General features: G+C 34.5%; 21 protein-coding genes. 18 read left to right on the forward strand and 3 right to left on the reverse strand.

Annotation, left to right across the window (positions count from 1 at the left end; translation table 11 throughout):
* Positions 1 to 349 precede the first annotated feature (349 nt).
* The 7 genes from gad (at position 350) to C2I06_RS04250 (ending at position 10729) form a co-directional block, all read left to right on the forward strand.
* On the forward strand, positions 350 to 1819 hold the full coding sequence (gad, locus tag C2I06_RS04220) for a glutamate decarboxylase (RefSeq protein ID WP_123257525.1): 1470 nt from the start codon (positions 350 to 352) through the stop codon (positions 1817 to 1819).
* Positions 1820 to 2109: 290 nt separating this feature from the next.
* Complete coding sequence (locus C2I06_RS04225) at positions 2110 to 2844, forward strand: SDR family NAD(P)-dependent oxidoreductase (protein WP_123257526.1); 735 nt, start codon at positions 2110 to 2112, stop codon at positions 2842 to 2844.
* Between the two features lie 161 nt (positions 2845 to 3005).
* Positions 3006 to 3647, forward strand: a complete 642-nt coding sequence (locus C2I06_RS04230; RefSeq protein WP_123257527.1) for a DUF1349 domain-containing protein — start codon at positions 3006 to 3008, stop codon at positions 3645 to 3647.
* Positions 3648 to 4271: 624 nt separating this feature from the next.
* Positions 4272 to 6377 (forward strand): peptidoglycan D,D-transpeptidase FtsI family protein, encoded by a 2106-nt coding sequence (locus C2I06_RS04235; RefSeq protein ID WP_476739128.1) that lies wholly within the window; start codon positions 4272 to 4274, stop codon positions 6375 to 6377.
* Positions 6378 to 6447: 70 nt separating this feature from the next.
* The gene (gene pbp4, locus C2I06_RS04240) at positions 6448 to 8484 is read left to right on the forward strand and encodes a penicillin-binding protein PBP4(5) (protein ID WP_176474178.1); all 2037 of its coding nucleotides are present in this window, start codon (positions 6448 to 6450) and stop codon (positions 8482 to 8484) included.
* 65 nt (positions 8485 to 8549) lie between these two features.
* Positions 8550 to 8939 carry a BlaI/MecI/CopY family transcriptional regulator gene (locus C2I06_RS04245; RefSeq protein WP_095329304.1) on the forward strand — a complete coding sequence of 130 codons (390 nt, stop codon included), beginning with the start codon at positions 8550 to 8552 and terminating at the stop codon, positions 8937 to 8939.
* Complete coding sequence (locus tag C2I06_RS04250) at positions 8939 to 10729, forward strand: BlaR1 family beta-lactam sensor/signal transducer (protein WP_123257529.1); 1791 nt, start codon at positions 8939 to 8941, stop codon at positions 10727 to 10729. The genes C2I06_RS04245 and C2I06_RS04250 overlap by 1 nt, the downstream gene beginning before the upstream one ends.
* Positions 10730 to 10887: 158 nt before the next feature.
* Here C2I06_RS04250 and C2I06_RS04255 read toward each other — a convergent pair whose 3' ends face one another.
* Positions 10888 to 11361 carry a hypothetical protein gene (locus tag C2I06_RS04255; protein WP_095329306.1) on the reverse strand — a complete coding sequence of 158 codons (474 nt, stop codon included), beginning with the start codon at positions 11359 to 11361 and terminating at the stop codon, positions 10888 to 10890.
* A gap of 120 nt (positions 11362 to 11481) precedes the next feature.
* On the opposite strand from C2I06_RS04255, the gene C2I06_RS04260 reads away from it, so the two are divergent.
* Together C2I06_RS04260 and C2I06_RS04265 are read left to right on the forward strand one after the other, a co-directional pair.
* Positions 11482 to 12093, forward strand: coding sequence for a CGNR zinc finger domain-containing protein (locus tag C2I06_RS04260; protein ID WP_095329307.1), 612 nt, complete (start codon positions 11482 to 11484; stop codon positions 12091 to 12093).
* A 646-nt stretch (positions 12094 to 12739) separates the two neighbouring features.
* A complete protein-coding gene (locus tag C2I06_RS04265) occupies positions 12740 to 13315 on the forward strand; it encodes a GNAT family N-acetyltransferase (RefSeq protein WP_095329308.1) in 576 nt (191 codons plus the stop codon).
* Between the two features lie 203 nt (positions 13316 to 13518).
* Here C2I06_RS04265 and C2I06_RS04270 read toward each other — a convergent pair whose 3' ends face one another.
* Entirely contained in the window at positions 13519 to 15096 is a 1578-nt protein-coding gene (locus tag C2I06_RS04270; RefSeq protein WP_095329309.1) for an FAD-dependent oxidoreductase, read from the reverse strand.
* A 458-nt stretch (positions 15097 to 15554) separates the two neighbouring features.
* On the opposite strand from C2I06_RS04270, the gene C2I06_RS04275 reads away from it, so the two are divergent.
* The 3 genes from C2I06_RS04275 to asnA all read left to right on the forward strand — a co-directional run bounded on the left by C2I06_RS04275 (position 15555) and on the right by asnA (position 18120).
* Positions 15555 to 16097: a bifunctional transcriptional activator/DNA repair enzyme AdaA gene (locus C2I06_RS04275; protein WP_123257530.1), complete on the forward strand. Its 543-nt coding sequence runs from the start codon at positions 15555 to 15557 to the stop codon at positions 16095 to 16097.
* Positions 16098 to 16142: 45 nt separating this feature from the next.
* Positions 16143 to 16616, forward strand: a complete 474-nt coding sequence (locus tag C2I06_RS04280; protein WP_123257531.1) for a DUF1203 domain-containing protein — start codon at positions 16143 to 16145, stop codon at positions 16614 to 16616.
* Between the two features lie 517 nt (positions 16617 to 17133).
* On the forward strand, positions 17134 to 18120 hold the full coding sequence (asnA, locus tag C2I06_RS04285; protein WP_412973417.1) for an aspartate--ammonia ligase: 987 nt from the start codon (positions 17134 to 17136) through the stop codon (positions 18118 to 18120).
* Positions 18121 to 18377: 257 nt separating this feature from the next.
* Here the strand turns inward: asnA and C2I06_RS04290 are convergent, their stop codons facing one another.
* Positions 18378 to 18818 carry a YndM family protein gene (locus C2I06_RS04290; RefSeq protein ID WP_164463615.1) on the reverse strand — a complete coding sequence of 147 codons (441 nt, stop codon included), beginning with the start codon at positions 18816 to 18818 and terminating at the stop codon, positions 18378 to 18380.
* A gap of 415 nt (positions 18819 to 19233) precedes the next feature.
* On the opposite strand from C2I06_RS04290, the gene C2I06_RS24835 reads away from it, so the two are divergent.
* From C2I06_RS24835 to C2I06_RS04315, 6 genes are all read left to right on the forward strand, one after another.
* Positions 19234 to 19410 (forward strand): SE1832 family protein, encoded by a 177-nt coding sequence (locus tag C2I06_RS24835; protein ID WP_164463616.1) that lies wholly within the window; start codon positions 19234 to 19236, stop codon positions 19408 to 19410.
* 167 nt (positions 19411 to 19577) lie between these two features.
* Complete coding sequence (locus C2I06_RS04295; RefSeq protein WP_123257533.1) at positions 19578 to 19832, forward strand: hypothetical protein; 255 nt, start codon at positions 19578 to 19580, stop codon at positions 19830 to 19832.
* Positions 19833 to 19921: 89 nt separating this feature from the next.
* Complete coding sequence (locus tag C2I06_RS04300; RefSeq protein ID WP_095328283.1) at positions 19922 to 20620, forward strand: GntR family transcriptional regulator; 699 nt, start codon at positions 19922 to 19924, stop codon at positions 20618 to 20620.
* 17 nt (positions 20621 to 20637) lie between these two features.
* Entirely contained in the window at positions 20638 to 21051 is a 414-nt protein-coding gene (locus C2I06_RS04305) for a PTS sugar transporter subunit IIA (RefSeq protein WP_095328284.1), read from the forward strand.
* 11 nt (positions 21052 to 21062) lie between these two features.
* Positions 21063 to 21845 (forward strand): PTS mannose/fructose/sorbose/N-acetylgalactosamine transporter subunit IIC, encoded by a 783-nt coding sequence (locus C2I06_RS04310; RefSeq protein ID WP_095328285.1) that lies wholly within the window; start codon positions 21063 to 21065, stop codon positions 21843 to 21845.
* A complete protein-coding gene (locus C2I06_RS04315; protein WP_095328286.1) occupies positions 21838 to 22635 on the forward strand; it encodes a PTS system mannose/fructose/sorbose family transporter subunit IID in 798 nt (265 codons plus the stop codon). Before C2I06_RS04310 ends, C2I06_RS04315 begins: the two co-directional genes overlap by 8 nt.
* The last annotated feature ends 10 nt before the right edge of the window (positions 22636 to 22645 follow it).

The raw sequence follows: 22645 nt of genomic DNA on the forward strand, positions 1-22645 counted from the left end.
TCAAAGATTTATAATAAAAAACGTCTAAAACCTGATATATAAGGAATTAGACGTTTTTTATTTCAGTTTAAAAAGGAATAACATGTACTTCATGTAAAAAGAAGAAGACTCCTGTGTAACTTCGTGAGCATTCCTTTAGTAAGTAAAACCTTACTTTTGATAGAAGGTGCAGTTTAGTAGAAGTGGTTTCTTAAATAAATAGCACTTAAAGGCCTGTTTTGTTATTAATTTGAGTGTATTACGTCCATAATTCTTTCTGGGTGGTGGAAGTGCCGTTAATTAGAATAAAAAAAATGCTTTTTAGTAAATAATATAATGGTTAAACCATTTTATTTAAGGGGGGACATCTATGCCACACCATCGAAAAGCAGAACTTCAAAATGATACATACGAAGAAAAAGAGATGATTTCAGATAATTCACAAAGTCTACCTCGTCACATGCAAATGGAGCTGCCGCATGAATTATCGGTAAATCCTCTATTTGCCCGTGAAGGGGAATCGGACGTTCCGCGTTTCCACATGGCTGATAAAGGCATGTTACCAGAAACAGCCTATCAAATCGTCCATGATGAAATTGCACTTGATGGCAATGCTCGCTTAAATCTTGCCACATTTGTTAGCACATGGATGGAACCAGCTGCAGAGCACTTATATACTAAATCATTCGATAAGAATATGATTGACAAAGATGAATATCCACAGACAGCCGAAATTGAGGAGCGATGTGTCCGCATTTTAGCCAACCTCTGGCATTCGCCCAACCCACTTACGACGATGGGTGTTTCTACAACTGGTTCATCGGAAGCCTGTATGCTCGCAGGGCTTGCGTTAAAGAGACGCTGGCAGAACATACGCAAAAGCAAAGGGAAATCGGTGGAGCGTCCCAATATTGTATTTAGTTCTGCTGTTCAAGTTGTTTGGGAAAAATTCGCGAACTATTGGGAGGTTGAACCACGTTATGTGAAGGTTAACCCTGATCATCCCTTATTAGATCCTCAAGGGGTCCTCGCCGCAGTGGATGAAAATACAATTGGTGTGGTTCCAATCCTCGGTGAGACCTATAGAGGGCTTTACGAACCGGTTGCTGCTATTGCAAAAGCGTTGGATGATTTACAAAAAAGAACGGGTATTGACATTCCCATTCATGTAGATGCGGCTTCTGGAGGATTTATAGCGCCGTTTCTTCAACCAGATTTAGTTTGGGATTTTCAATTGCCAAGAGTGAAATCAATCAATGTATCTGGACATAAATATGGGTTAGTATACCCTGGGCTTGGCTGGATAATTTGGCGGGAAGCTGCAGATCTCCCTGAGGATCTCATCTTTCGTGTCTCTTATTTAGGTGGGAACATGCCGACTTTCGCCTTAAATTTCTCTCGTCCTGGCGCACAGGTGCTCCTTCAATATTATAATTACCTGCGTTTAGGGAAAAGTGGCTACTATGAAGTTCAAAGGGCTTCTCAGAAAGTCGCTCTTTTTCTAAGTGAGGCTATTCAAAAGATGGGACCGTTCGAACTTTTATCTGATGGTTCGGATATTCCAGTTTTTGCTTGGCGACTCAAAGATGGTTATACATTGAACTGGAATCTTTATGATTTATCCCGACAATTACGCGTGTTCGGCTGGCAAGTACCCGCCTATCCATTGCCTCCAGATATGGAAGAAGTGACGATAATGCGCATTGTGGTTCGCAATGGATTTTCCATGGATCTCGCGCATTTGTTTATGATGAATCTCAAACAAGCTGTTGCTTTTTTAGATTCTCTAGACGGACCCATGCCACATGATTCAAAGTCTAATAATGGGTTTCATCACTAAAAGGGAATGGGTCCCATTGTCCTTATGTTTGGCTAACTATCAATAAAATTAATATACTTAGATAATCCCCCCAAGCAGAAGTTTATTGGAGGGATTTTTTATGGAGATTACGTCAATCAGGGGAATATGCATTTGACAGCTTATAAAACATAAACATAGCTGATTCACTTGGAAAGAAAGGTTTCTAATCGACCCTTATAGTATATCTTAATAACCAAATAGTTTATGATAGTAATAATTACAATGAAATATTAGTTAATAAAAATATTGAAAGAAAGGAGTGTTAAAAAATGCTCGAAAATAGAAAAGTTATAATAACAGGTGCAGCCTCTGGGATTGGAAAGGAAAGCGTCAGAAAATGTTTAAATGAAGGTGCTTCCGTCATTGCTTGCGATATTAATAAACACTCCTTGCATAGCTTGAAACAGTCAATGGGTGACTGCTATGATCTACATACGTATCATTTGGATATAAGTAACTATGAAGAGGTTCATAAATTTTTTGTATATATTGATAAAGAGCATTCTGATATAGATGGTTTGGTCAATAATGCAGGAATTTATTTAGCTAAAAATATCTTGGATTATCAAGTAAATGAAATTGATAGAGTTTTAGATGTAAATGTAAAGGGATTTATTTATTTTTCGCAAATGTTTGGTAAGAAATTGATGGAAAGCAAGTCAAATGGAGTAATCGTAAATATGTCTTCCGTGTCAGGCATGGAAGGCAGTTCAGATGCAATTTACGGGCTCTCCAAAGCTGCCATAATAGGGTTAACTAAAAGCTGTGCCATGAATTTCTCACCGTATATTCGAGTTAATGCCGTTGCACCCACGATGGTAGATACATCTATGATGGATACAATACCGAATTGGAGAAAAGATGCATATCTAAGCCACCAGCTTATTGATAAGCCTGTCTTACCGGAAGATGTGGCTAATACGGTTGTTTTTTTATTATCAGATAAAGCTAAACATTATACTGGTGCCACATTTGATATTAATAATGGAGGATATTTAAGATAAAATATAATATTATGCTTTTGTAGTCTTTGCTAAACAAATAAGGGAATGGCAGTTATAGGAGTATTGTAAGTTATAGGCAAAAGAGAACCTAATATAGTTAAGAATTAATAAAATTTGATTTATGTAATTATAAGATTCGATTTTATTTAGGAGGGGAATCATTGAAGCATAAAAATTGGATATTATATGAGGATTTTGCAGATAAGAGTTTAAATGAAAATCTGGAGTGGCGTTGTGAACCAAAGAAATGGTTTATAGACACGAAATCTTCCCAACTTGTTTTAGAAACAGATCAAGAAACCGATTATTGGCAAAAAACTCACTACGGTTTTGAAGTAGATAATGGCCATTTTCTCTTTACCAAAACTAACAAGAATTTCAGAATGACAACAAGAGTTAAAGCTATTCCAAAATCTAAATATGACCAAGCTGGACTGATGATTCGATTTTCGGAAGAGGTATGGGTGAAAACTTCTCTAGAGTACATTCCAGATGGGTTAAGCAAGCTGGGTGCAGTTGTCACTAATAAGGGCTATTCCGATTGGTCTACTCAATATGTAGACTGTGAAGAAGTTCAAATATATTACCGTATATCCAAAATTGGACAAAATTGTTATGTGGATTTTTCATGGGACGGGGAAGTATGGAACCAAATTAGAATTGCCCACTTAGATGTGGCAGAAAATTCAACTATTTTAGCAGGAGTCTATGCTTGCAGTCCTCAAGGAAGAGAACAAGAAGTTCGTTTTGATTTTATAACAATTGAAGAGCTAAATAATGACCCAGCAACGGCATATTTGTAAGTCAACGATATTTACTATAAAGTATAAGTGTTTTATTTAGATTAGATAAAAGAATTACTATGGCGCATTAATCCAATAAGGGATAATGCTTCTTTTTTGTTCTTGTACGAACGGGGTGTAGTATAGCGCAAGAAGGATGATTTAAAGCAATCTAGAATAGTAAAACGGAGTTAATTGTAGGATAGAAAAGAGAAATTCTTCTTGAAAATAGATAAAACCAATGCGGCTTTACATCAACAAGTGGATACTGAGCTTAAAGAGCTAAATGTCGTTTAAATGCTGTCCATGTGGATGAACAGACTTAATTCCTTTCAAATAATAAGCATACAGCTAACGAAAATTTTATAGATTAAAGTACTTTAATCATTTGAAGAGTCATGTTATAGTAAATACTACAAATGTAAAAGATGGGAAGTGATGAATGTAATTTTAAAAAATCTAAACATAGAAAATAAGCTAATTATAGAATTTTATGATCATTAAATGACTAACGAATTATTTTAAATAATTTTTTTAGTTTTAAAAACTACAAATGTAGTATTTAGAGAAAAGAGAATCTATATCCAATATGGAAGAACAAATGTCAAAATACGTATATTCATTGTTATGAAAGGGAGGGTGCCGTTGAAGAAAAAAAAAGAGAGGACAAAGCCATTTGTTTCCTCCTTCCGAATAAATATATTATTTTTAATTGTTTTTTTGCTGTTCTCGCTTCTTATTTTAAGGCTTGGAATTGTGCAAATAGTAAATGGAGAGGACTATAAGCGGGAAGTTGACAGAAAGGAGAATGTAACTGTAAAAATTGCTATGCCGCGTGGGGAAATATTAGATCGAAATGGGAAGTTAATTGTAGGGAATAAGCCGTCTAACGCCATAACGTTCACAAGAGCACAAAATAGTAAAACTGAAGAAATGTTAAAAATTGCAGAAAAGCTAGCGATATTTATTAAAAAGGATTCTAAAGAGGATTTAAAAGCAATAACAGAAAGAGATAAAAAAGATTACTGGATGATAAAACACCCAAATGAAGCAGAAGCGAAAATTACTGTAGCTGACAAGAAAAAGCTTAAACATGATGAACATTACGATACAAAAATTTATCAGCTAACCTTAGACCGTATAACAAGTAAAGAAGTAAACTCATTTACTAAGCAAGAACTAGAAGTATTAGCTATTTATCGTGAAATGAGTAGCGGATATCCGTTAACACCACAGATTATCAAAAAAGATGCTACAACTAAAGAAGTTGCAATGATTAGTGAAAATTTAGATTCCCTGCCTGGTGTTGATACAACGATAGATTGGGATCGCTATAATCTTTATAAAGATACAGAAGGGAATGAAACTTTAGACTCAGTCATTGGTAAAGTCTCCTCTTCTAAAGAAGGCTTGCCTAAAGATTCTATTGATTATTATTTAGCAAGAGGCTATAGCAGAAATGATCGAGTAGGAAAAAGTTATATTGAAAATCAATATGAGGATGTATTGCAAGGGCAGAAAGAAAAAATCAAAAACATAATCGATAAAAACGGAAATATATTAGAGTCTGAAGTCGTGCAAGAAGGAAAACGAGGTGATGATTTAATCCTTTCAATTGATATCGATTTACAGCGTGAGATTGAAAAGATAATTGAAGAAAAAATAGGTAAAGCTAGAATTGGTGAGCCTTATCTCGATCGAACATTTGTTACTGTTATGAATCCGTATTCCGGTGAAGTTCTTTCCATGGCGGGAAAACAATTTGAGCAAAATAAAAAAACAGGTAAAACGGAAGTAAATGATTTTGCATTAGGAAATATAACGACCTCATATGAAATGGGATCAGTTGTGAAAGGAGCTACTGTATTAACGGGTTATCAAACAGGTGCAATTGTTCCAGGTGAGGTACTTAATGATCGACCTTTAAAATTTTTAGGAACGAATGCAAAAAAATCTTGGAATAAGACAGGATTCGGTCCAATTAATGATCTTTATGCATTGAAACGATCTTCTAATGGATATATGTTTTTAACGGCCATGAAATTAGGTGGACAGCAAACCTATATTCCCAATGGACTATTAAGTATTGATAAAGTGTCTGCGATTGAAACATTCAGATACAATTTCTCTCAATTTGGGCTAGGAGTAAGAACAGGAATTGATTTACCTGGTGAACACAGTGGTTATGGTGGCGGTCAAATTCCTCCTGAATCCGGAAAAGTATTAGACTATGCGATTGGGCAGTATGATACATATACTCCATTGCAAATTGTCCAATATATTTCCACTATTGCAAATGGGGGATATCGAATCCAGCCGCATATTGCCAAGGAAGTACGTGAACCTAACCAAGCAAATGAATTGGGACCTATTATTCAGGAAATGAAACCAAAGGTGTACAATAAAATTGACATGAAGGAAGAGTGGATTAAACGTGTGCAGCTTGGCTTTAAGCAAGTAGTGAATGAGCCACTTGGAACCGGATATGGAATAAAGAACAAAGAATATAAGATTGCTGGGAAAACAGGGACTGCACAGGCGTTATATAATGGCCCGCTACCACATAGCCAAGGCCTAATGCTCTGGAATATTACATTTGGAGGGTATGCACCTTATGATCACCCGGAAATTGCTGTTTCTGTCACTGTCCCTTGGTTACGAACAGACCAATCACATGTTAATTTAGAAATAGCGAATGATGTGTTTAAAGCTTACTTTGAACTAAAGGAAAAGCGGTATGATTCTGAATAATTATTGTGTTTAATTTACCTTAATTACTACAAATGTAGTAATTAAGTGGAAGGAAATGAGGGGAAGAGAGTTGAGTAGCAGAGTAGAAAGAAAAAAGAGAAGAATCAGACCCTATATCATATTGATATTGATCTCTTTAGCTGGGATTATCAGTTTAAGTCTATATATGATTACGAATAATAGTGAGAATAGCCAAGGACAAAAAGTTGCTAATGCCTTTATTCAAATATTAGTGAACAAAGAGTATGAAAAATTAGGAGAAGTTCTCGAAAAAGACTCATACGACTCATTAGGTTATACGTTGAAGGAAGTGATCGACAAATATGATCATATATTTAATGGAATTAATATTGATGGGATTCACGCATCCAATATGGACCTAAAAAAAATTAATCGCAATGAGCAAGAGTTAACCTATCAATTAAGCTTAACAACTCCTTTAGGTAGATTAGATAAAATTAATTACCAAGCAAGGATTATCAAATCAGGAGATCAGTATTTGATAAAATGGGACCCTTCATTAATTTTTCCTAATATGGAGGGAAAAGATAAGGTAGCTTTTCATCAATGGAGAGCAGAACGTGGAGAAATTAAAGATCGCCTTGGCAATGGCATTGCCGTGAATGAAAACTTTAAGGAGGCAGGGATTGTTCCGAAAGACTTACTCAAAGGAAATGAAAAAACGAAGCGACTGCAAAACATTAGCAAACAATTAAATATATCTATAGAAGAGATTCAACAAAAACTGAAACAAGGATGGGTAAAGGATAACCTATTTGTTCCTCTTAAAATTATCGAAGCCAATAATGCGGAAGTCATACCTGGGATTTCCTATCAAAATACGAACCTCCGTTATTACCCTTTAAAAGAAGCTGCGGCACATTTAATTGGTTATATCGGAGAAGTAACAAGGGAAGATTTAGATAAAAATTCTGATTTGAAAGAAGGAGACATGATAGGGAAAGCCGGATTAGAAAGAGCTCTTGATAAAGAGCTGCGTGGGAAAGATGGTGGAGAAATTCTGATTGTCGATGAAAATGGCAAAACCAAGCAAACAATTCAAAAAGCTGAAAAAATAGATGGAAAAGATATTAAACTAACCATTGATGCTTATATTCAAATGGAGGCATACAATCATTTGAAAGAAAATCCAGGTTCTACTGTAGTCATGAATCCGAAAGAAGGTGGTCTTTATGCTGTAGTTAGCTCTCCTTCATACGATCCGAACAAAATGGTTCGTGGCATATCACAGAATGAATATGATAAATATGCTAAGGATGAAAACAAGCCATTTCTTTCAAGGTTTGCTTCAGCTTATGCTCCAGGCTCCACTTTTAAAACGATTACAGCTAGTATCGGGCTTGATGCGGGTGTGACATATCCAGAAAAGCGAAGAATAATAAATGGGTTTAGTTGGCAAAAGGATAAATCTTGGGGAGGGTATTCCGTTACTCGTGTTTCTAATGTACAACATGTCGATATGAGAAAGGCACTTATTTATTCCGATAATATTTATTTTGCTCAAGAAACGTTAGAACTGGGAGAAAAAACGTTTCGAAATGGGCTGGATAAATTTATCTTTGGCGAGGAATTAGATTTACCAATCGCAATGAATCCAGCGCAAATTTCAAATCACAGGACATTTAATTCAGATATCCTTCTTGCTGATACAGGATATGGACAAGGAGAATTATTACTTTCACCTATTCAACAAGCTGCCATGTATTCTGTTTTCCAAAACGAAGGAAAAATCGTTTATCCGAGATTGCTAGAAGACAATAGCAGGCCAAAAACTAAATCAGCGATTACCCCTTCAACAGCAAATGAAATGAGAACCTTTTTAGAAGCTGTTGTGAGCAACCCAAATGGAACGGCTCATCTACTCTATAATCAACAGTATCAGTTAGCAGCCAAAACGGGTACCGCTGAATTAAAGATGAACCAAGGAGAGAAAGGGGATGAAAATAGCTTTTTACTAGCTTTTGATACAGGGAATGATCAGTTTCTTTTACTTTCATTAGTGGAACACTATTCAAAAGGTGGTTCGGCTACTCAATTAAATAAATCATTCATTGATGAGTTGTATGAATATTTTCAGTCCTTCTGATGCTTTAATAATTTGGGTCAACCTGCTATAATAAATACTACAAATGTAAAAGCAGGAGGGTCATGATGAAGGAAATTCCGCAAATTTCTGAAGCTGAATATGAAGTGATGAAGGTAGTCTGGAACTATGAACCGATTTCCACTCCTGAAATCGTGGAGAAAGTATTAAAAAATAGCGATTGGAAGCCGAATACAATTCATACAATGCTTGTACGTCTAGTGAAGAAAAAAGTATTACAAACAAGAAAAGATGGCAGAGCATTTATTTATACATCACTTGTTAAAGAGAACGAATATGTGGAACAGAAAAGTAAATCTTTCCTGAAACAATTTTTTGGTGGTACATTAAACTCAATGGTATTAAATTTTATTGAAAATGAACAGCTATCAAAGGAAGACATTTCAGAACTAAAGAGCATCTTAGCTGAGAGGGATAAGAAAGAAGGGGAAAAATAATGGTTGTAACCCGGTTATTATTAAGTACGCTTGTTGTATCCCTCCTTATTTTAATAATTCTGTTAATCAAAAGAGTATTTTACAACCAGTTATCCCAGCAATCACATTATAAAATTTGGTATTTTCTTTTTGCTCCAATAATTACTTGCGTGATTCCATGGGATTTTTTACGGTTTCAAGAAATATTTCAATATATGCAAAACTTACTATTCAACGAGAAAGAGACAACTAGGGGCAATCAAACGTTCAGTGGTTTGGACATTTCACAGACATCCAATCATGATTTTTTGAATGATTTCTCTATTTCTGTGAATAAAACAAATACAGAATTTTTTCAACAGTTCTTTTTTGTAATTTGGATCATTGGCATCATGGTTTTCATTGCGAGTGCCATTTATGCAATTTATCAAATTAGGCAAATTAAAAAGTCATCTACGAGCATTAAAGATCAAAATATAAATGAATTGTTAGAAGAGTGCAAGGAGATTGTCGGGGTAAAAAGAAAAATAATTTTACGGGAGACCGCGCTTATTAACTCTCCTATTACATTAGGATTGTGGAAGCCATATGTATTTTTACCCCAAAAAACAAAAGAAGAATTCTCGTTAAGTAAAATAAAATATGTCTTTTTACATGAATTATGCCATCAAAAAAGTAAAGATAGTTTCGTTAATTACCTAATGTGGTTAGTTCAAATTATTTATTGGTTTAATCCATTAGTATGGCTGGCTTTAAAAAAAATGCGAATCGATCGAGAGTTAGCATGTGATGCTTCTGTTCTAAGTCTTTTGGATGAAAGTAGATACACCGAATATGGCTATACAATCATTCATTTTGCGGATAAAAAGTTTAACCGACCATATAAACAGTTTTCCACTGGAATAGGAGGAACGAAAGAACAACTTAAACGACGAATTCAGAGTATAGCTAACTATAGAGTGGATTCTCCATTACTAAAATGGAAGAGTAAAGTTATTTATGCACTATTGGCAATGGTTGTGTTACTCTTTACTTCGCTTTCCTCTGCACTCGCTAGTTCAGACGATAAGTATCATTTTAATGAGAAAAATGTTACTTATGAAGATCTTAGTTCTTATTTTAATGGGTATAAGGGTAGTTTTGTTCTATATGATCCTATCAAAAAACAATATCAAATATATAATCGTGAAATGAGTGAACAGAGGGTTTCCCCAAATAGCACATATAAAATTTATTCTGCATTATTCGCTTTAGAAACGAATGTAATTTCCACTACAAGCAACGAGCAATTGTGGGATGGAACGGCATATCCTTTTGAAAAATGGAATACCAATCAGAATTTATCAACCGCTTTGGAAAATTCTGTTAACTGGTATTTTCAACAACTTGATCGTGAAGTTGGGAAGAAAAAGCTACAAAGTTATTTTCACAAACTAAACTACGGGAATGAAAATCTGTCAGGTAATATAGATAACTATTGGATGGAATCTTCTTTGAAAATTTCTCCAATTGAGCAAGTTCAATTATTATTTGCATTAGAAGAAAATAAATTGGGCTTTAAAGAGGAAAATATTCGTTCAGTAAATAATGCTATTTTCATAGATGAACAAAAGCAGGCACAGCTATATGGAAAAACAGGAACTGGTACAATTAATGGAAAAGAAATAAATGGTTGGTTTGTTGGCTTTGTGAAAAAAGATGGCTATAGTTATTATTTTTCGATAAATATTCAAAATAAAACTGGAAAAGCCAATGGAAAAAAGGCGGCTAATATCGCAAAACGAATATTACATGACAAAAATATTTTCTAAATAAACCTAGTATGATACATGAAAATTATAGCGGCTTGAATATTTTAAAGATGACTAGATTAGGAGAATTTAATACTAGATTAAATACCTTTACTTTTTTGGAAGAGTCTGTCACTAAGGGATACATATGTCTCTTTAGTGACAGGCTTTTTTCTGAATTATGTTTGGTTTGGGACTTTAATCGATTTTATCATCTGTCGTATTGATCCGAGATGGTAGGCGGAGTGAGCGAGCGCCCCCAACAAACCATTCGATGTTTGTTTATCTAAGGAGCGAAGAGAATCAATCTTTTTTATTAGTTTAGTGTATTCTTGTTGAAGTTCGTCAGTAAATTGAGCCCATGTGATTTTATCAACGGTTGTGATTTTCCATGATGCTCCCCAGTCCTTACTGGGTACTTCCCCATTTAAGTAAGAGTTCGCAACCCATAAGTAATAGCGGGTATGATCTGTTTGTGCGGCGATTGTCGTACCGTTGACAGGCAATGAAGCATCTTCTGCCGATATCTTTTCAAGTGTTCCGAATAGACCACTACCAGGTTTCGCTTCTGTGTACCAGCTTGCGTTTTTTTCAGGTCCATCATATGTTTCCTTCAACAATGTTCTAACAGCTACCAACATCGGATTGTCCATCTCAGTACCTCCTGAATTTAGTGTTTAACCATCAAAAATATTTTTGATGGTTAAATTATAGCTGGGTTGATTCTAACTGTCAATTTGTATTATGATAGTTATAGTAAAGGAGCTTTGAATATGCCGGAAATGAACTCTTATATGATGGTCGGAGAACGTTTGTGTATGGATTTTATCAATACCGTCAGTTGGCGTGAAAGTGATGAGAAAAGGCGGGATTGGTTTACGAGTTACGCTAAAATAGTCGACTGGTGCATCCATGCTGACGTCTTGACCGAGCAACAAGCAAAAGTACTTCTTTTAAAGGCTGAGGAGAAACCGTCTGAAGCGGGAGAAGTTCTAAAGCAGACTATCGAAATGCGGGAAGTCATGTATCGAATCTTCAAGTCCGTTTCAAAGGGGACATCGCCACAACCGCTTGACCTTGAATGTTTCAATGAATCTGTAAGTAAATTCTATCAAACTTTGCGTGTAATCCAGGAAAAGGATCATTACACATTGAAGTTCATGGATAACGAGGAAAACTTGGACACTATGCTGCCTCCAATTTTGCAATCTGCTGTTGATTTACTTGTTTCTAAAAACGATTTAGAACGAGTCAAAAAATGTGAGGGAGATTCTTGTGGATGGTTATTTTTTGATACGAGTCGGAACAGGAGCCGCCGCTGGTGTTCAATGGCTGATTGTGGCAATCGAGCTAAAGCCCGCCGATTTTATCAAAAAGAAAAATGATTAAATTTTCTCTGTCTAGAAATAGTAATTGGACAGGCAGGAAATAAAAGTGGTTTTCAAAGATTATTGACTTGCTTAATAAATAAATCGTAGCTTATAAGCTATATCATCAATTTTGGTGATTGCCCCTTGGGTGAAGCGTTAGAAATACGAGCAAACCATGAAGGCATAATTATCCATTCTGATCAATGCAGCGTCTACGCTTCTTATACATATCAAAAAATAGGATTAAAGAAAAAATTTAGTCATTAGTATGTCACGCCGAGGGACTATTGGGAAAACACAGTCATTGAGTCTTTTCATTCGAATGTAAAATTAGAGAGGTTTCAAAGAAGTAACAGAACATGTAGAACAATTTATGAGGATCATAACGAAAAAACATAGGCTGCCCCATTTGGCTAGGTCAGTCTAATTTAAAAATATAATTTTTTTAACTTTTGCAGTTTCTAATAACCTCTGTTATAAAGTTGCCGGATATCCTAGACTAGAACTTTCATTAACTGCCCGAAAGGAATCCTGAAAAGTGTACGCTATTTAATCTATATCTTTTATGCTTCTTTTTTGTTCTGGTACTACCAGGAATAGTTAGTTACACAAAGAATATAATAAATACAATCATAATTTAAGTATTATAGGGGGAATTTATATAAATCCCATTTTATTAGATATTCCGTTACGAATCGAAACAGATAGACTTATTCTTCGAGCACCACATCAAGCTGGTGACGGGGATGTCGTATTTCATGCTATAAAGGATTCATTTCATGAGTTAAAGCAATGGTTAAGCTTATTCCAAACAATTCCTACTGTGGATGAAATTGAAATTATCTTGAGAAATGCCCATATTGATTTTCTGAAAAGAGAAAGCTTTCGTTATCTTATCTTTCATAAGGAAACTAAAGAATTTATTGGAACTGCTAGCCTTCACGGAATTAATTGGAAGATTGCTAAAGGTGAAATTGGATACTGGATTAATACAACATATACTGGCAATGGATATATGACAGAAGCAGTAAGAGCGTTAATTAATCATGGCTTTCAACAACTCAAATTTAGCAGGATTGGAATAAGATGTGAATCAACAAATGTTAAAAGTCGTTCAATTCCAGAAAAACTAGGTTTTAAATTAGAAGGAACCTTAAGAAATGATGATTTGTCTGCGGATGGTAGCAGGCTAACTGACATTTGTATTTATTCAATAATAAAGGAAAATCACCCTTGAATTAATGGGTGATTTGGTCAATAAACTAGGCTGTTTTTTGATATAGTAAAGCTATATTAGTTAATTTAATGATGTGTTCATTATACGAGTTTGATAGAAAACTAAGATTACTTCTGAGTGAGAATAAAATTAATAGGAAGCTAAATAAAAAAAAGTAGGTAAAAACAACTGAAGATCGTTTGTTTTCACCTACTTAGTTTTTGTTAATAACCGGAGTCTTCTGAGGTAAGGTTATCGGTCATTTTATAATCATATTTTTTTAATGGCTTTTCAGCGGGTCCTTCAAGCACTTCCCCTGTATACGAGAACCTAGAACCATGACACGGGCAATCCCAAGATCGTTCACCATCATTCCATGCAACCTCACACCCCATGTGCGTACAAGTTGTATCGACAATATGAAGCTTACCCTCTTTATCTCTATACGCTCCTTTTTTGTGCCCATTAATTTCAATAACAGCTCCCTCATCATGGGATAGGTTATTAATATCGTTCTGAGGAATTTCCAACTTTCCTTTAATTAGGTGACTAACAACGTTCGCATTTTGCGTTAAGAAATTTTTTAGACTTGGATTCAAATTGAAACGGGAAGGAGTATACAATTTCTGGTACTTGCTCTTTTTACCAAGTATGGTGTCTCGGAATAAAAGCGCAGCTGCAGTTCCGTTTGTCATTCCCCATTTCCGGTATCCAGTAGCGATTAAGATATTTTTTTGACCGGAAGTAATTTCGCCAATGTATGGAATTTTATCCAGAGTAGTTAGATCTTGCGCTGACCATCGGTAGGTAATATTCTCAATTCCGAATACTTTTTGACCAAAAGTCTCTAAGGCCTCGTAATGCTTCAATGTTTCTCCACCTTGTCCTGTTTTATGACTTTCTCCAGAAATGAGAATCATTTCTTCTCCATTAATTATTGCATAGCGTAGAGATCTTTTCGGCTCATCTGCACTAATATACATACCACCTGGATAGTCTGTTTTTGCTTTTGCAGCAATAATATAAGAACGGTCTGCATGCATTCTTGTAGAATAAAGTCCAGCACCTTCATAAAAAGGGAAATGAGAACAGGCAAGAACATATTTCGCTGTAATTCGTGCTCCTCCACGGGTAAGGACTGCGGGGTGTTCGCCAGTATCGATATTTACAGCCGTTGTATTTTCAAAGATGTATCCTCCTTTTTCGGTGATTATTTTGGTAAGATGAGCCAAGTATTTAAGTGGATGGAATTGAGCTTGATCTTCCATAACAAGTGCATTATATATTTCTAAATCGAAAGGAAGTTTGTTTACGAGTTTTCCTTCAATATGAAGCTCTTCATAGGCTTCTGCTTCTTTTTCTAGTTTACGGGCATATTCTTCTGTTGTGCTATACACATAGGCATCTTGATGAGTGAAATCACAATCAATTTGATGCTTATTAACCGTTTCTTGAATGAATTCTAAAGCATCGGTGTTCGCCTCATAATATAATCTTGCCGTGTCTTTCCCAGCATAGCGGATTAGTTCCTCATAAATTAAATCGTGCTGGGCAGTGATTTTAGCTGTGGTATGTCCCGTTGTTCCGTTCAGTAATTTGTCTGCTTCAATTATAGCAACTTTCAGCCCTTCATTTACCAACAGATAGGCAGAAGTAATGCCTGTAATTCCGCCACCTACAATAGCTACATCAACTTGCATGTCATCCTCAAGGCAGGGGTACTCTGGTAAATGAATAGTGTTTGTCCAATAAGATTCAGCGTTAGGTGGTAATTTTTCCTTATAATTAGCGTTTTCGGCCACTTTAACTCCTCCATTTAATAGTTTTTAACATTATTATTTCCGTTTACTAGAAGGATAAACTTTTAGTTTGGAAAACCGTGAACTTTTTCACCGCTTGTAATGTGGAATAAATGATTTTATGACCTATTTTTATGCGTATCTTGGCTGTATCACTATAAGTCCTAATATGTAAACATGACTAAAAGAGAAGGATAAAAAATATTAACAGCTTGTTATTAAAAAAAATCAATTCGTTAAAAAATGAGATATGTTAGTCAAAATTGTTGGAATTTTAAAAAGAAGAGAATAAAGAATATGGTGGATTTATACATTTGTTCCGATATTATTGATCTTATCTAAATAAAAATAGGTTGGTTAAAAACAGGAAGAAGTTTCTGCTATAACAGATATATAATAAATAAAGGAAGTAAAAGATAGGAGGTAATGAATGGATGATTTGGGAAGAAAAATGAAAAGCAGTGAGTACCTGTAATAATTATTATGATGGCATGTTTTACTATGTAGTCATTACAACAGGAATCTTCTGTAGGCCATCCTGTAAAGCCAAGACACCCTTGCAGAAGAACATTATTTTCTTCGATTCCATAAAGGATGCACTAAAGAATGGGTTTAGACCATGTAAAATGTGTAGACCAGATCTTAGTGAAACAATTTACGACCCAAATAAAGATTTGGTAGAGAGAGTAAAAGAACTAATTTCTAACAACTACAGTAAATCTTTTGAAACTAAGAAAATAGCACCGATGCTTGGAGTGAGTAATAATCATCTAGTTAGACTTTTTAAACAGTATTATGGCAAGACAATTTCTGAATACTTAATTGAGTTGAGATTAAAAGAAGCAACTAGGTTGTTGACTCGTACAGATACAGAAATTACGAAAGTCGCCTTTGAAGCTGGCTTTCAAAGTATGTCTAATTTTTACAAGATTTTTAAAACGAGAACAGGCTTAACACCAAAAGAATATAGAATGAAGTGTTTATATGGTAGTTATTCCATATAATGCATTATTCCCTCTAGATAAATTTAAACTGAAGGAGATAAGTATATGAGAAATAATTTTCAATTCATTGCGTTACAAGATAATGAGTTTAATGACCTATTCTTAATGGATGAAGAAGAACTAATAAATATTGGAGCAGTCAAAATGATAGCAGATAAGAAGCCTGGATTTCCTTGCAGGGTAAGCTTGAAGGATGCAGAAATAGGAGAAGAAGTTATATTATTGAATTACCAATATCATTTTGTTAATTCACCTTATAAAGCAAATGGACCCATATTTATACGAAAAGAAGCAACTACCGCTATGTTAGATGTAAATGAAATTCCGGATATCATATATCATAGGCTTCTTTCTTTACGCGGTTACAATATTGACGCAATGTTAGTAGATGCTAGGGTTACAGAAGGTGTGAATGTGAGGAAAATGATAGATGATGTATTTGATAATGAAGAAGTAGCATATATTCACATTCATTACGCTAAACCAGGATGTTATAGTTGCCTCGTTAAAAGAATGTAAAATGATATGAATCATTTTATTACTGAAACTCAAGCTTCAAAAATTTCTAATAATAAACGTCTAAAACGCTGATACATAAGGGATTAGATGTTTTCTTTATTATACCTTATTTAAGGTTAAGAAGGAAAAGAAGGAGTCCGGTTAATTCTATTAATCTAAGACTTTCTAGCTAGTGAGGATTCTAATTGGTTAACAGAGCAAACCATTCGGTATAAAGGAGTTATAGGTAAACAATTTTTCGGAGAGATTGCTTTTTTAGCAGTCTCTTTTGTTGAAATAATTAGCATAGTTAACGGATCTTTTCTAATACAAGTTCCTTTAGTAATCTGTATCGAATTATGTCTTAACTGGCAAGTGTTAAGGGGAATTAATCCTCTGAATCAATAATTAGGCAGGAGCGGATATCAACTGGAGGATTCCATCATATAGTAAACAGAATAAAAACCCAATTATAAAGAACAACCCTAGATATAAATGGAGGTACTTTTCTATGAATGAATCACTTATTGTTCCAAGTATATATCAACCTAATTTGAACTTTATCGAAACCCAAATCGCTATAAATAAATTAAAACATCACTTTGAGAATCACTTTTCTAAAGAGTTAAATTTAACAAAGATTTCCGCCCCGATTATATTAAAGGCAGGAAGTGGTATTAATGATAATTTAAATGGAGTAGAGCGCATTGTTACTTTTAATGCAATGGATGTGGAACATTCACAAATAGAAATAGTTCAATCATTGGCCAAGTGGAAGAGAATGGCCCTAGGACAGTATGGATTTAGTTATGGTGAAGGGTTATACACTGATATGAATGCAATTAGGAGAGATGAGGTTTTAGACAATCTACACTCTATGTTTGTTGATCAATGGGACTGGGAGAAAGTTATCAGCTTCGATGAACGTCAGTTAGCGACTCTAAAATTAGAGGTCCAAAAAATTTATAGTGCTATAAAGTCTTCGGAAGATTTCTTATATACGTTATATCCTCGTATCGAACCCACACTGCCAGAAAATATTCATTTTATTACGACACAAGATCTTGAGGATATATATCCATCTCTAACACCAAAACAGCGGGAAGATGAAATAGCCAAGGAGTTTGGGGCAGTTTTCATTATGAAGATTGGAGGGGAATTGTTATCTGGTATCAAGCATGATGGACGTTCGCCTGATTATGATGACTGGAATCTAAACGGAGATATTATTTTATGGTATCCTCTGTTAGAAAAGTCTATCGAGATATCTTCTATGGGGATACGTGTGGATGAGAAGACACTTTTGCAACAATTAAAATGCTCAAAGAATGAAAATCGGAAAGATCTAGAATATCACCAAGGCATACTAAATAAAAGACTTCCGTATACAATCGGTGGCGGGATAGGCCAATCGAGATTAATGATGTTTCTGTTAAAGAAAGCACATATTGGCGAAGTTCAAGTATCTGTTTGGAATGATGCTATTATTACTGCTTGTAAAGAAAGTAATATACCGCTTTTGTAATTTTTTTAGGCAAGGGCAGAATATCAAGTTTACACAACCAGAGTTAGAGAATTTTGCTAAGCTGCGGATTAGATACTAAAATAATTGCAGGTGAATTATATACTTGGAGAGATAAACTTAAAAGATTTATAATAGGCTGAAGGGAACGTAATGCTAAAGGTAGGGAACTATCCATATGATTGGAATAAAGTATTGAAAAAGAAAAAACATCCACTTAAAAATCAGAGTGGATGTTTTTTGGGGATAAAAAAGTAATACTAAGATTCATCATTATCTGTTTTTGAGTTTGGATGAAATTCTTCAGCCATTTCAGTTTGAAACTGCAGTTTTTCCTGTCGTGGATTGGATTTCGCTTCCTGTATAAAGTTTTGAATAAGGTACTTATGAAAGAAGTATTCGAAAATTAAAACGCCTATAGAGGCAATTAACGACATCATAACCGTATTCCCTCTATATGTGAAATTTTCACTCATTAGCCATATAACAAAGAAAGCTAATCCGAAATCCGAAATGGTAGCAACTAGATTATTGGTGCGCGGAAGAATAAGTAAATCGCCAATAATGTATGCTAAAACTCCTAATACAACCGTAATCATGAAGACATTTGTAAATGGCAAATTAAATAGAATCATTAAAATTAACGATAATAGAACAAGTGTTGAAAGAAATTTTATCGCAAAAGCTTTAACATATTTCATTATTACACCACCTTTCTTCATTAAATTATTGTGGTTTTTAATTTGGTTTTTATACAATCGTTTTCTTCACTATAAAGGTTGTGCTTAAATAATTGGGTGCATTTGTTTAAGCACGGTAAACATTACCTAAGAATGATCAATCAATTTAGATACTATTTAAGACTTAATAGAAAATATGGAGAGGAATAAAAGCAATCCGATAAAAGAGAAAATACTTTAAAATATAGCTGGAAACGAAAAAAAGAAGCAATCTATTATCTTTACAAGAAAATGATAAAAGGATTATGATTACTTTGAATAAAATTATGTCTAAATCGCTGGTGCTTAAACAGAGTTTGGGATTGATTTGTGCGAACAAAAATTAAGCGAAAAAGAGGTTATATCGATATCTTCTTCTGGAGGGAGGTGCGAGAATATGAATAAAACAGACATTGAATATAAAATTTTGGAATTAAAGAACGAATATTTACAGGTACAAGACAATCTAGAAAAATTGGAATATGTAAATGGAAATATACGCCCTTTAGAAAATAGACTTACTAAGATTGAAGAAGAACTGAAATCTCTTTATAATAGGCTAAAGACAATTTAGAAGAATCTGCTAAATCTATACAAATGGTGAATAGAATAAAGATATTTTTCATATGTTATGATTAAGACTCCAATGTTTAAAAAAACTTTTAAAATCGTTATACCATAAGGCTTAGACGTTTTTTGTATACCATCATATGCTTATGATGAATTAAAGGAAGAATATGAATGGGTAAAACAAACAATGCTTCGCTTACGCGGATACATACAAAAAAACACAGATATACTTGCGTTACTAGAGAGCTTTCATTATACAAAAATAAGATTTTAGCTTGTTTCATATTAAAATTGAATACACCTTTAAAAAACCAGCTGCCAGAGACAGCTGGTTTTTTGTTATGGAGGGACACTACAAGAGAAGGAAAATATTTTACCAAAAAAATTTTATTTATTTTTTTGATTCCGCTTGCAATTATTAGATAATTATAATAAGATTTACTTAACTTAATATATTAACATATTAACCTATTAAGTTAAGTCATACATATTTTAATTGGATCGGGGGGATTAGGATGCCTAAGTACCTAAAAATAAAAAATAGTTTGCTGGAAAGATTGACAAATGGTGAATTTCAACCTGGTGATAAGTTTTATAGTGAGTCGGAGCTTAAAAAAGAGTTTAATGTAAGCAGTATCACTGTAATTAAAGCAATTACAGAGTTAGTGAATGATGGGTATTTGGTACGTTACCAGGGAAAAGGCACTTTCGTATCGAAGGCAAGACGGGGGAAAATTGTTAAATTTACGGAAAAAGAAAATATTCAGTATGATGAAGAGGATGTAAAAGTAATAGAAGTGGAATTAATGAAAGACCCACGGATCGCAAAAGAATTACGGATTGCAGAGGATAAGCTTTTTTATTCCGTAAAACGGATTCGGTATAGTGATGGGTGTGCTTTTATATTGCAAAATACCTTTATTTTACCCGAATTCATCGGGAATGAAGAGATCGAAAATCTGGAAAACTTTAAATCAATTTATGAAATGATAAAAAATAAATTTGGCATCAATCTATTTCAGGCAGAATTTACGGAAACAACCGAAATAATCTTTCCAGCTCCACATGAAATTTGCGCAGAAATAGATCTTAAAGAAGCTGCTCCTGTTGTTTTTACAAAAAGGCATACGTATCTTGCAAATGGTAGAGTGGTGGAGTATATCGAGAGTTACAAACGTTGGGACTATTTTAATATAAGAATTGATTCCGTTTAGTATAGGGAGCTGAAAAAATGAAAAATATTGTTATACTTTCTCATCAAGGCGTTGCATCAGGGTTGAAAAGATCTGCACAAATGATAGTAGGAGAATTCAACCCTCTCATAACAATTGAATTAACAGAAATGGGTGTAGAAACTTTTACGAATGAAGTACAGCAGTTTCTGCAAAATGAGGTCATAGATAAACAAAAGGAATATTTAGCCTTTGTTGATTTAAAGGGGGGCACCCCCTATAACCAAATTGTAAAGGAAACATTGAGATTAAACCTTGCTGATAAGGTGAGAATTATCTCAGGTGTTAATTTACCATTAATTTTAGAAGCGTTTTATTTCGAAGAGGATGATCTGACCATTTTAGAGAAAAAAGGAAAAAGAGCAATTGAATTTTGTCAGTTGGAAATGAATGTATCTAATTTAGATGAATAGGGGAATGGTATATGGCTGGTATTGAATGGTGGCAAATAATTTTATTAACCCTTTATGCTGCATTTGCAATTTATGATGGAAATAACACGACGTTTGGATTTGTTAAACCTACGATGGCAGGATTTTTTGCAGGATTAATCTTAGGTGATATCCAAACCGGGCTAATTGTTGGTGGTACATTAAACCTTCTTGTTCTTGGTGTTGGAAATTTTGGCGGAGCATCGATTCCAGATTATATGACAGGTGCGCTTCTTGGTACAACATTTGCAGTATTGAGTGGGGAAGGTGCAGAGTTTGGGGCAACATTAGCAGTACCAATCGGTTTGTTAATGGTTCAATTAGATGTATTAGCCCGTTTTACGAATACTTTTTTTCAACATCGTGCAGAAAAGTTAGTCAAGGAAGGGAAAACAAAGAAGGCAACGTATATGAATATTTGGGGAATAGTACCAACTTCTCTTTCGCGAATGATCCCTGTTTTTTTAGCACTTGTACTAGGATCTCATTTTGTTCAAGATGTTGTGGATTGGATTCCTACATGGTTAATGAAAGGATTATCAGTTTCGGGTGGCATTTTACCAGCATTAGGTATAGCAATTTTATTACGTTATTTACCGATTAAACCAAACTTTGCATTTCTGTTAATTGGTTTCTTCTTAGCAGCCTATCTAAAAGTACCGGTACTTGGAGTAGCGATTGTTGGGGTAGCACTTGCGCTTATTTACTTACAATTTTTTGCGAAAGCAGAGAAAGAAGAACAAGTTACACCAGTAGGAGGAATGGGTGATGAGTAATAATCAAAAAGAATTAAACAGTGTCTTTTGGAGATGGTATTTCCTAGGGCAGGCCGGCTGGAATTATGAAAAGATGCAAGGTTTAGGTTATTATTATAGCATTTATCCATTATTGGAATCGGTTTATGGGAAGCAAGAGAATAAAGAAGAATTGAAAGAAGCATCATTGAATCAGCTCCAGTTCTTCAATACCAATAATACTATGGCTCCGATGATATTAGGGGTAAATACAGCTATTGAAAGTGAAGAAGGAATTAAGGCCAAAGAAGTAGTAACATCTATTAAAACAGGCTTAATGGGACCACTTGCTGGTATTGGAGACACCCTGTTTTTTATGATTCCAACCACTATAATAGGTTCAATTGCTTCTTATCTTGCTCTTAAGGGGAATCCAGCAGGATTAATATTGTGGATAGTTTTCGGAATAGTTCGACTAATATGTATGCGTTTGTTTGTAAAGGCTGGACATAGAGAGGGCACGAAACTTATCAGTGAAATAGGAAATCGCTTGAAAAAAGTAACAAGTGCAGCCAATATTCTTGGAATAACAGTGGTTGGTGCGCTCATTCCAAGTGTTGTGAAAGCAACCTTTGGCTATCAATTTACACAAGGTGAGGTCAAATTAAACTTACAGGACATTGCTGATCAAATAATGCCAGGGCTTGCTCCTGCATTAATTGTCTTACTAACTTACTGGGTTTTAGGTCGTAAGAAGATGAATTCAACAAAGGTTATTTTTATGTTAATTGCTTTTGGTATTATTGCTTATAATTTAAAAATTTTCGCTTAAAAAGGAGTGT

This window comes from Niallia circulans, from assembly GCF_003726095.1.
In the GTDB taxonomy this organism is placed as follows: domain Bacteria; phylum Bacillota; class Bacilli; order Bacillales; family Cytobacillaceae; genus Niallia; species Niallia circulans_A.

What these genes read in the sequence shown, in the direction of transcription:
- gad (WP_123257525.1), top strand. Translation starts at nt 350, where the DNA reads ATGCCACACCATCGAAAAGCAGAACTTCAAAATGATACATACGAAGAA.
- C2I06_RS04225 (WP_123257526.1), top strand. Translation starts at nt 2,110, where the DNA reads ATGCTCGAAAATAGAAAAGTTATAATAACAGGTGCAGCCTCTGGGATT.
- C2I06_RS04245 (WP_095329304.1), top strand. Translation starts at nt 8,550, where the DNA reads ATGAAGGAAATTCCGCAAATTTCTGAAGCTGAATATGAAGTGATGAAG.
- C2I06_RS04250 (WP_123257529.1), top strand. Translation starts at nt 8,939, where the DNA reads ATGGTTGTAACCCGGTTATTATTAAGTACGCTTGTTGTATCCCTCCTT.
- C2I06_RS04255 (WP_095329306.1), bottom strand. Translation starts at nt 11,361, where the DNA reads ATGGACAATCCGATGTTGGTAGCTGTTAGAACATTGTTGAAGGAAACA.
- C2I06_RS04260 (WP_095329307.1), top strand. Translation starts at nt 11,482, where the DNA reads ATGCCGGAAATGAACTCTTATATGATGGTCGGAGAACGTTTGTGTATG.
- C2I06_RS04280 (WP_123257531.1), top strand. Translation starts at nt 16,143, where the DNA reads ATGAGAAATAATTTTCAATTCATTGCGTTACAAGATAATGAGTTTAAT.
- C2I06_RS04290 (WP_164463615.1), bottom strand. Translation starts at nt 18,818, where the DNA reads ATGAAATATGTTAAAGCTTTTGCGATAAAATTTCTTTCAACACTTGTT.
- C2I06_RS24835 (WP_164463616.1), top strand. Translation starts at nt 19,234, where the DNA reads ATGAATAAAACAGACATTGAATATAAAATTTTGGAATTAAAGAACGAA.
- C2I06_RS04295 (WP_123257533.1), top strand. Translation starts at nt 19,578, where the DNA reads ATGGGTAAAACAAACAATGCTTCGCTTACGCGGATACATACAAAAAAA.
- C2I06_RS04300 (WP_095328283.1), top strand. Translation starts at nt 19,922, where the DNA reads ATGCCTAAGTACCTAAAAATAAAAAATAGTTTGCTGGAAAGATTGACA.
- C2I06_RS04305 (WP_095328284.1), top strand. Translation starts at nt 20,638, where the DNA reads ATGAAAAATATTGTTATACTTTCTCATCAAGGCGTTGCATCAGGGTTG.
- C2I06_RS04310 (WP_095328285.1), top strand. Translation starts at nt 21,063, where the DNA reads ATGGCTGGTATTGAATGGTGGCAAATAATTTTATTAACCCTTTATGCT.
- C2I06_RS04315 (WP_095328286.1), top strand. Translation starts at nt 21,838, where the DNA reads ATGAGTAATAATCAAAAAGAATTAAACAGTGTCTTTTGGAGATGGTAT.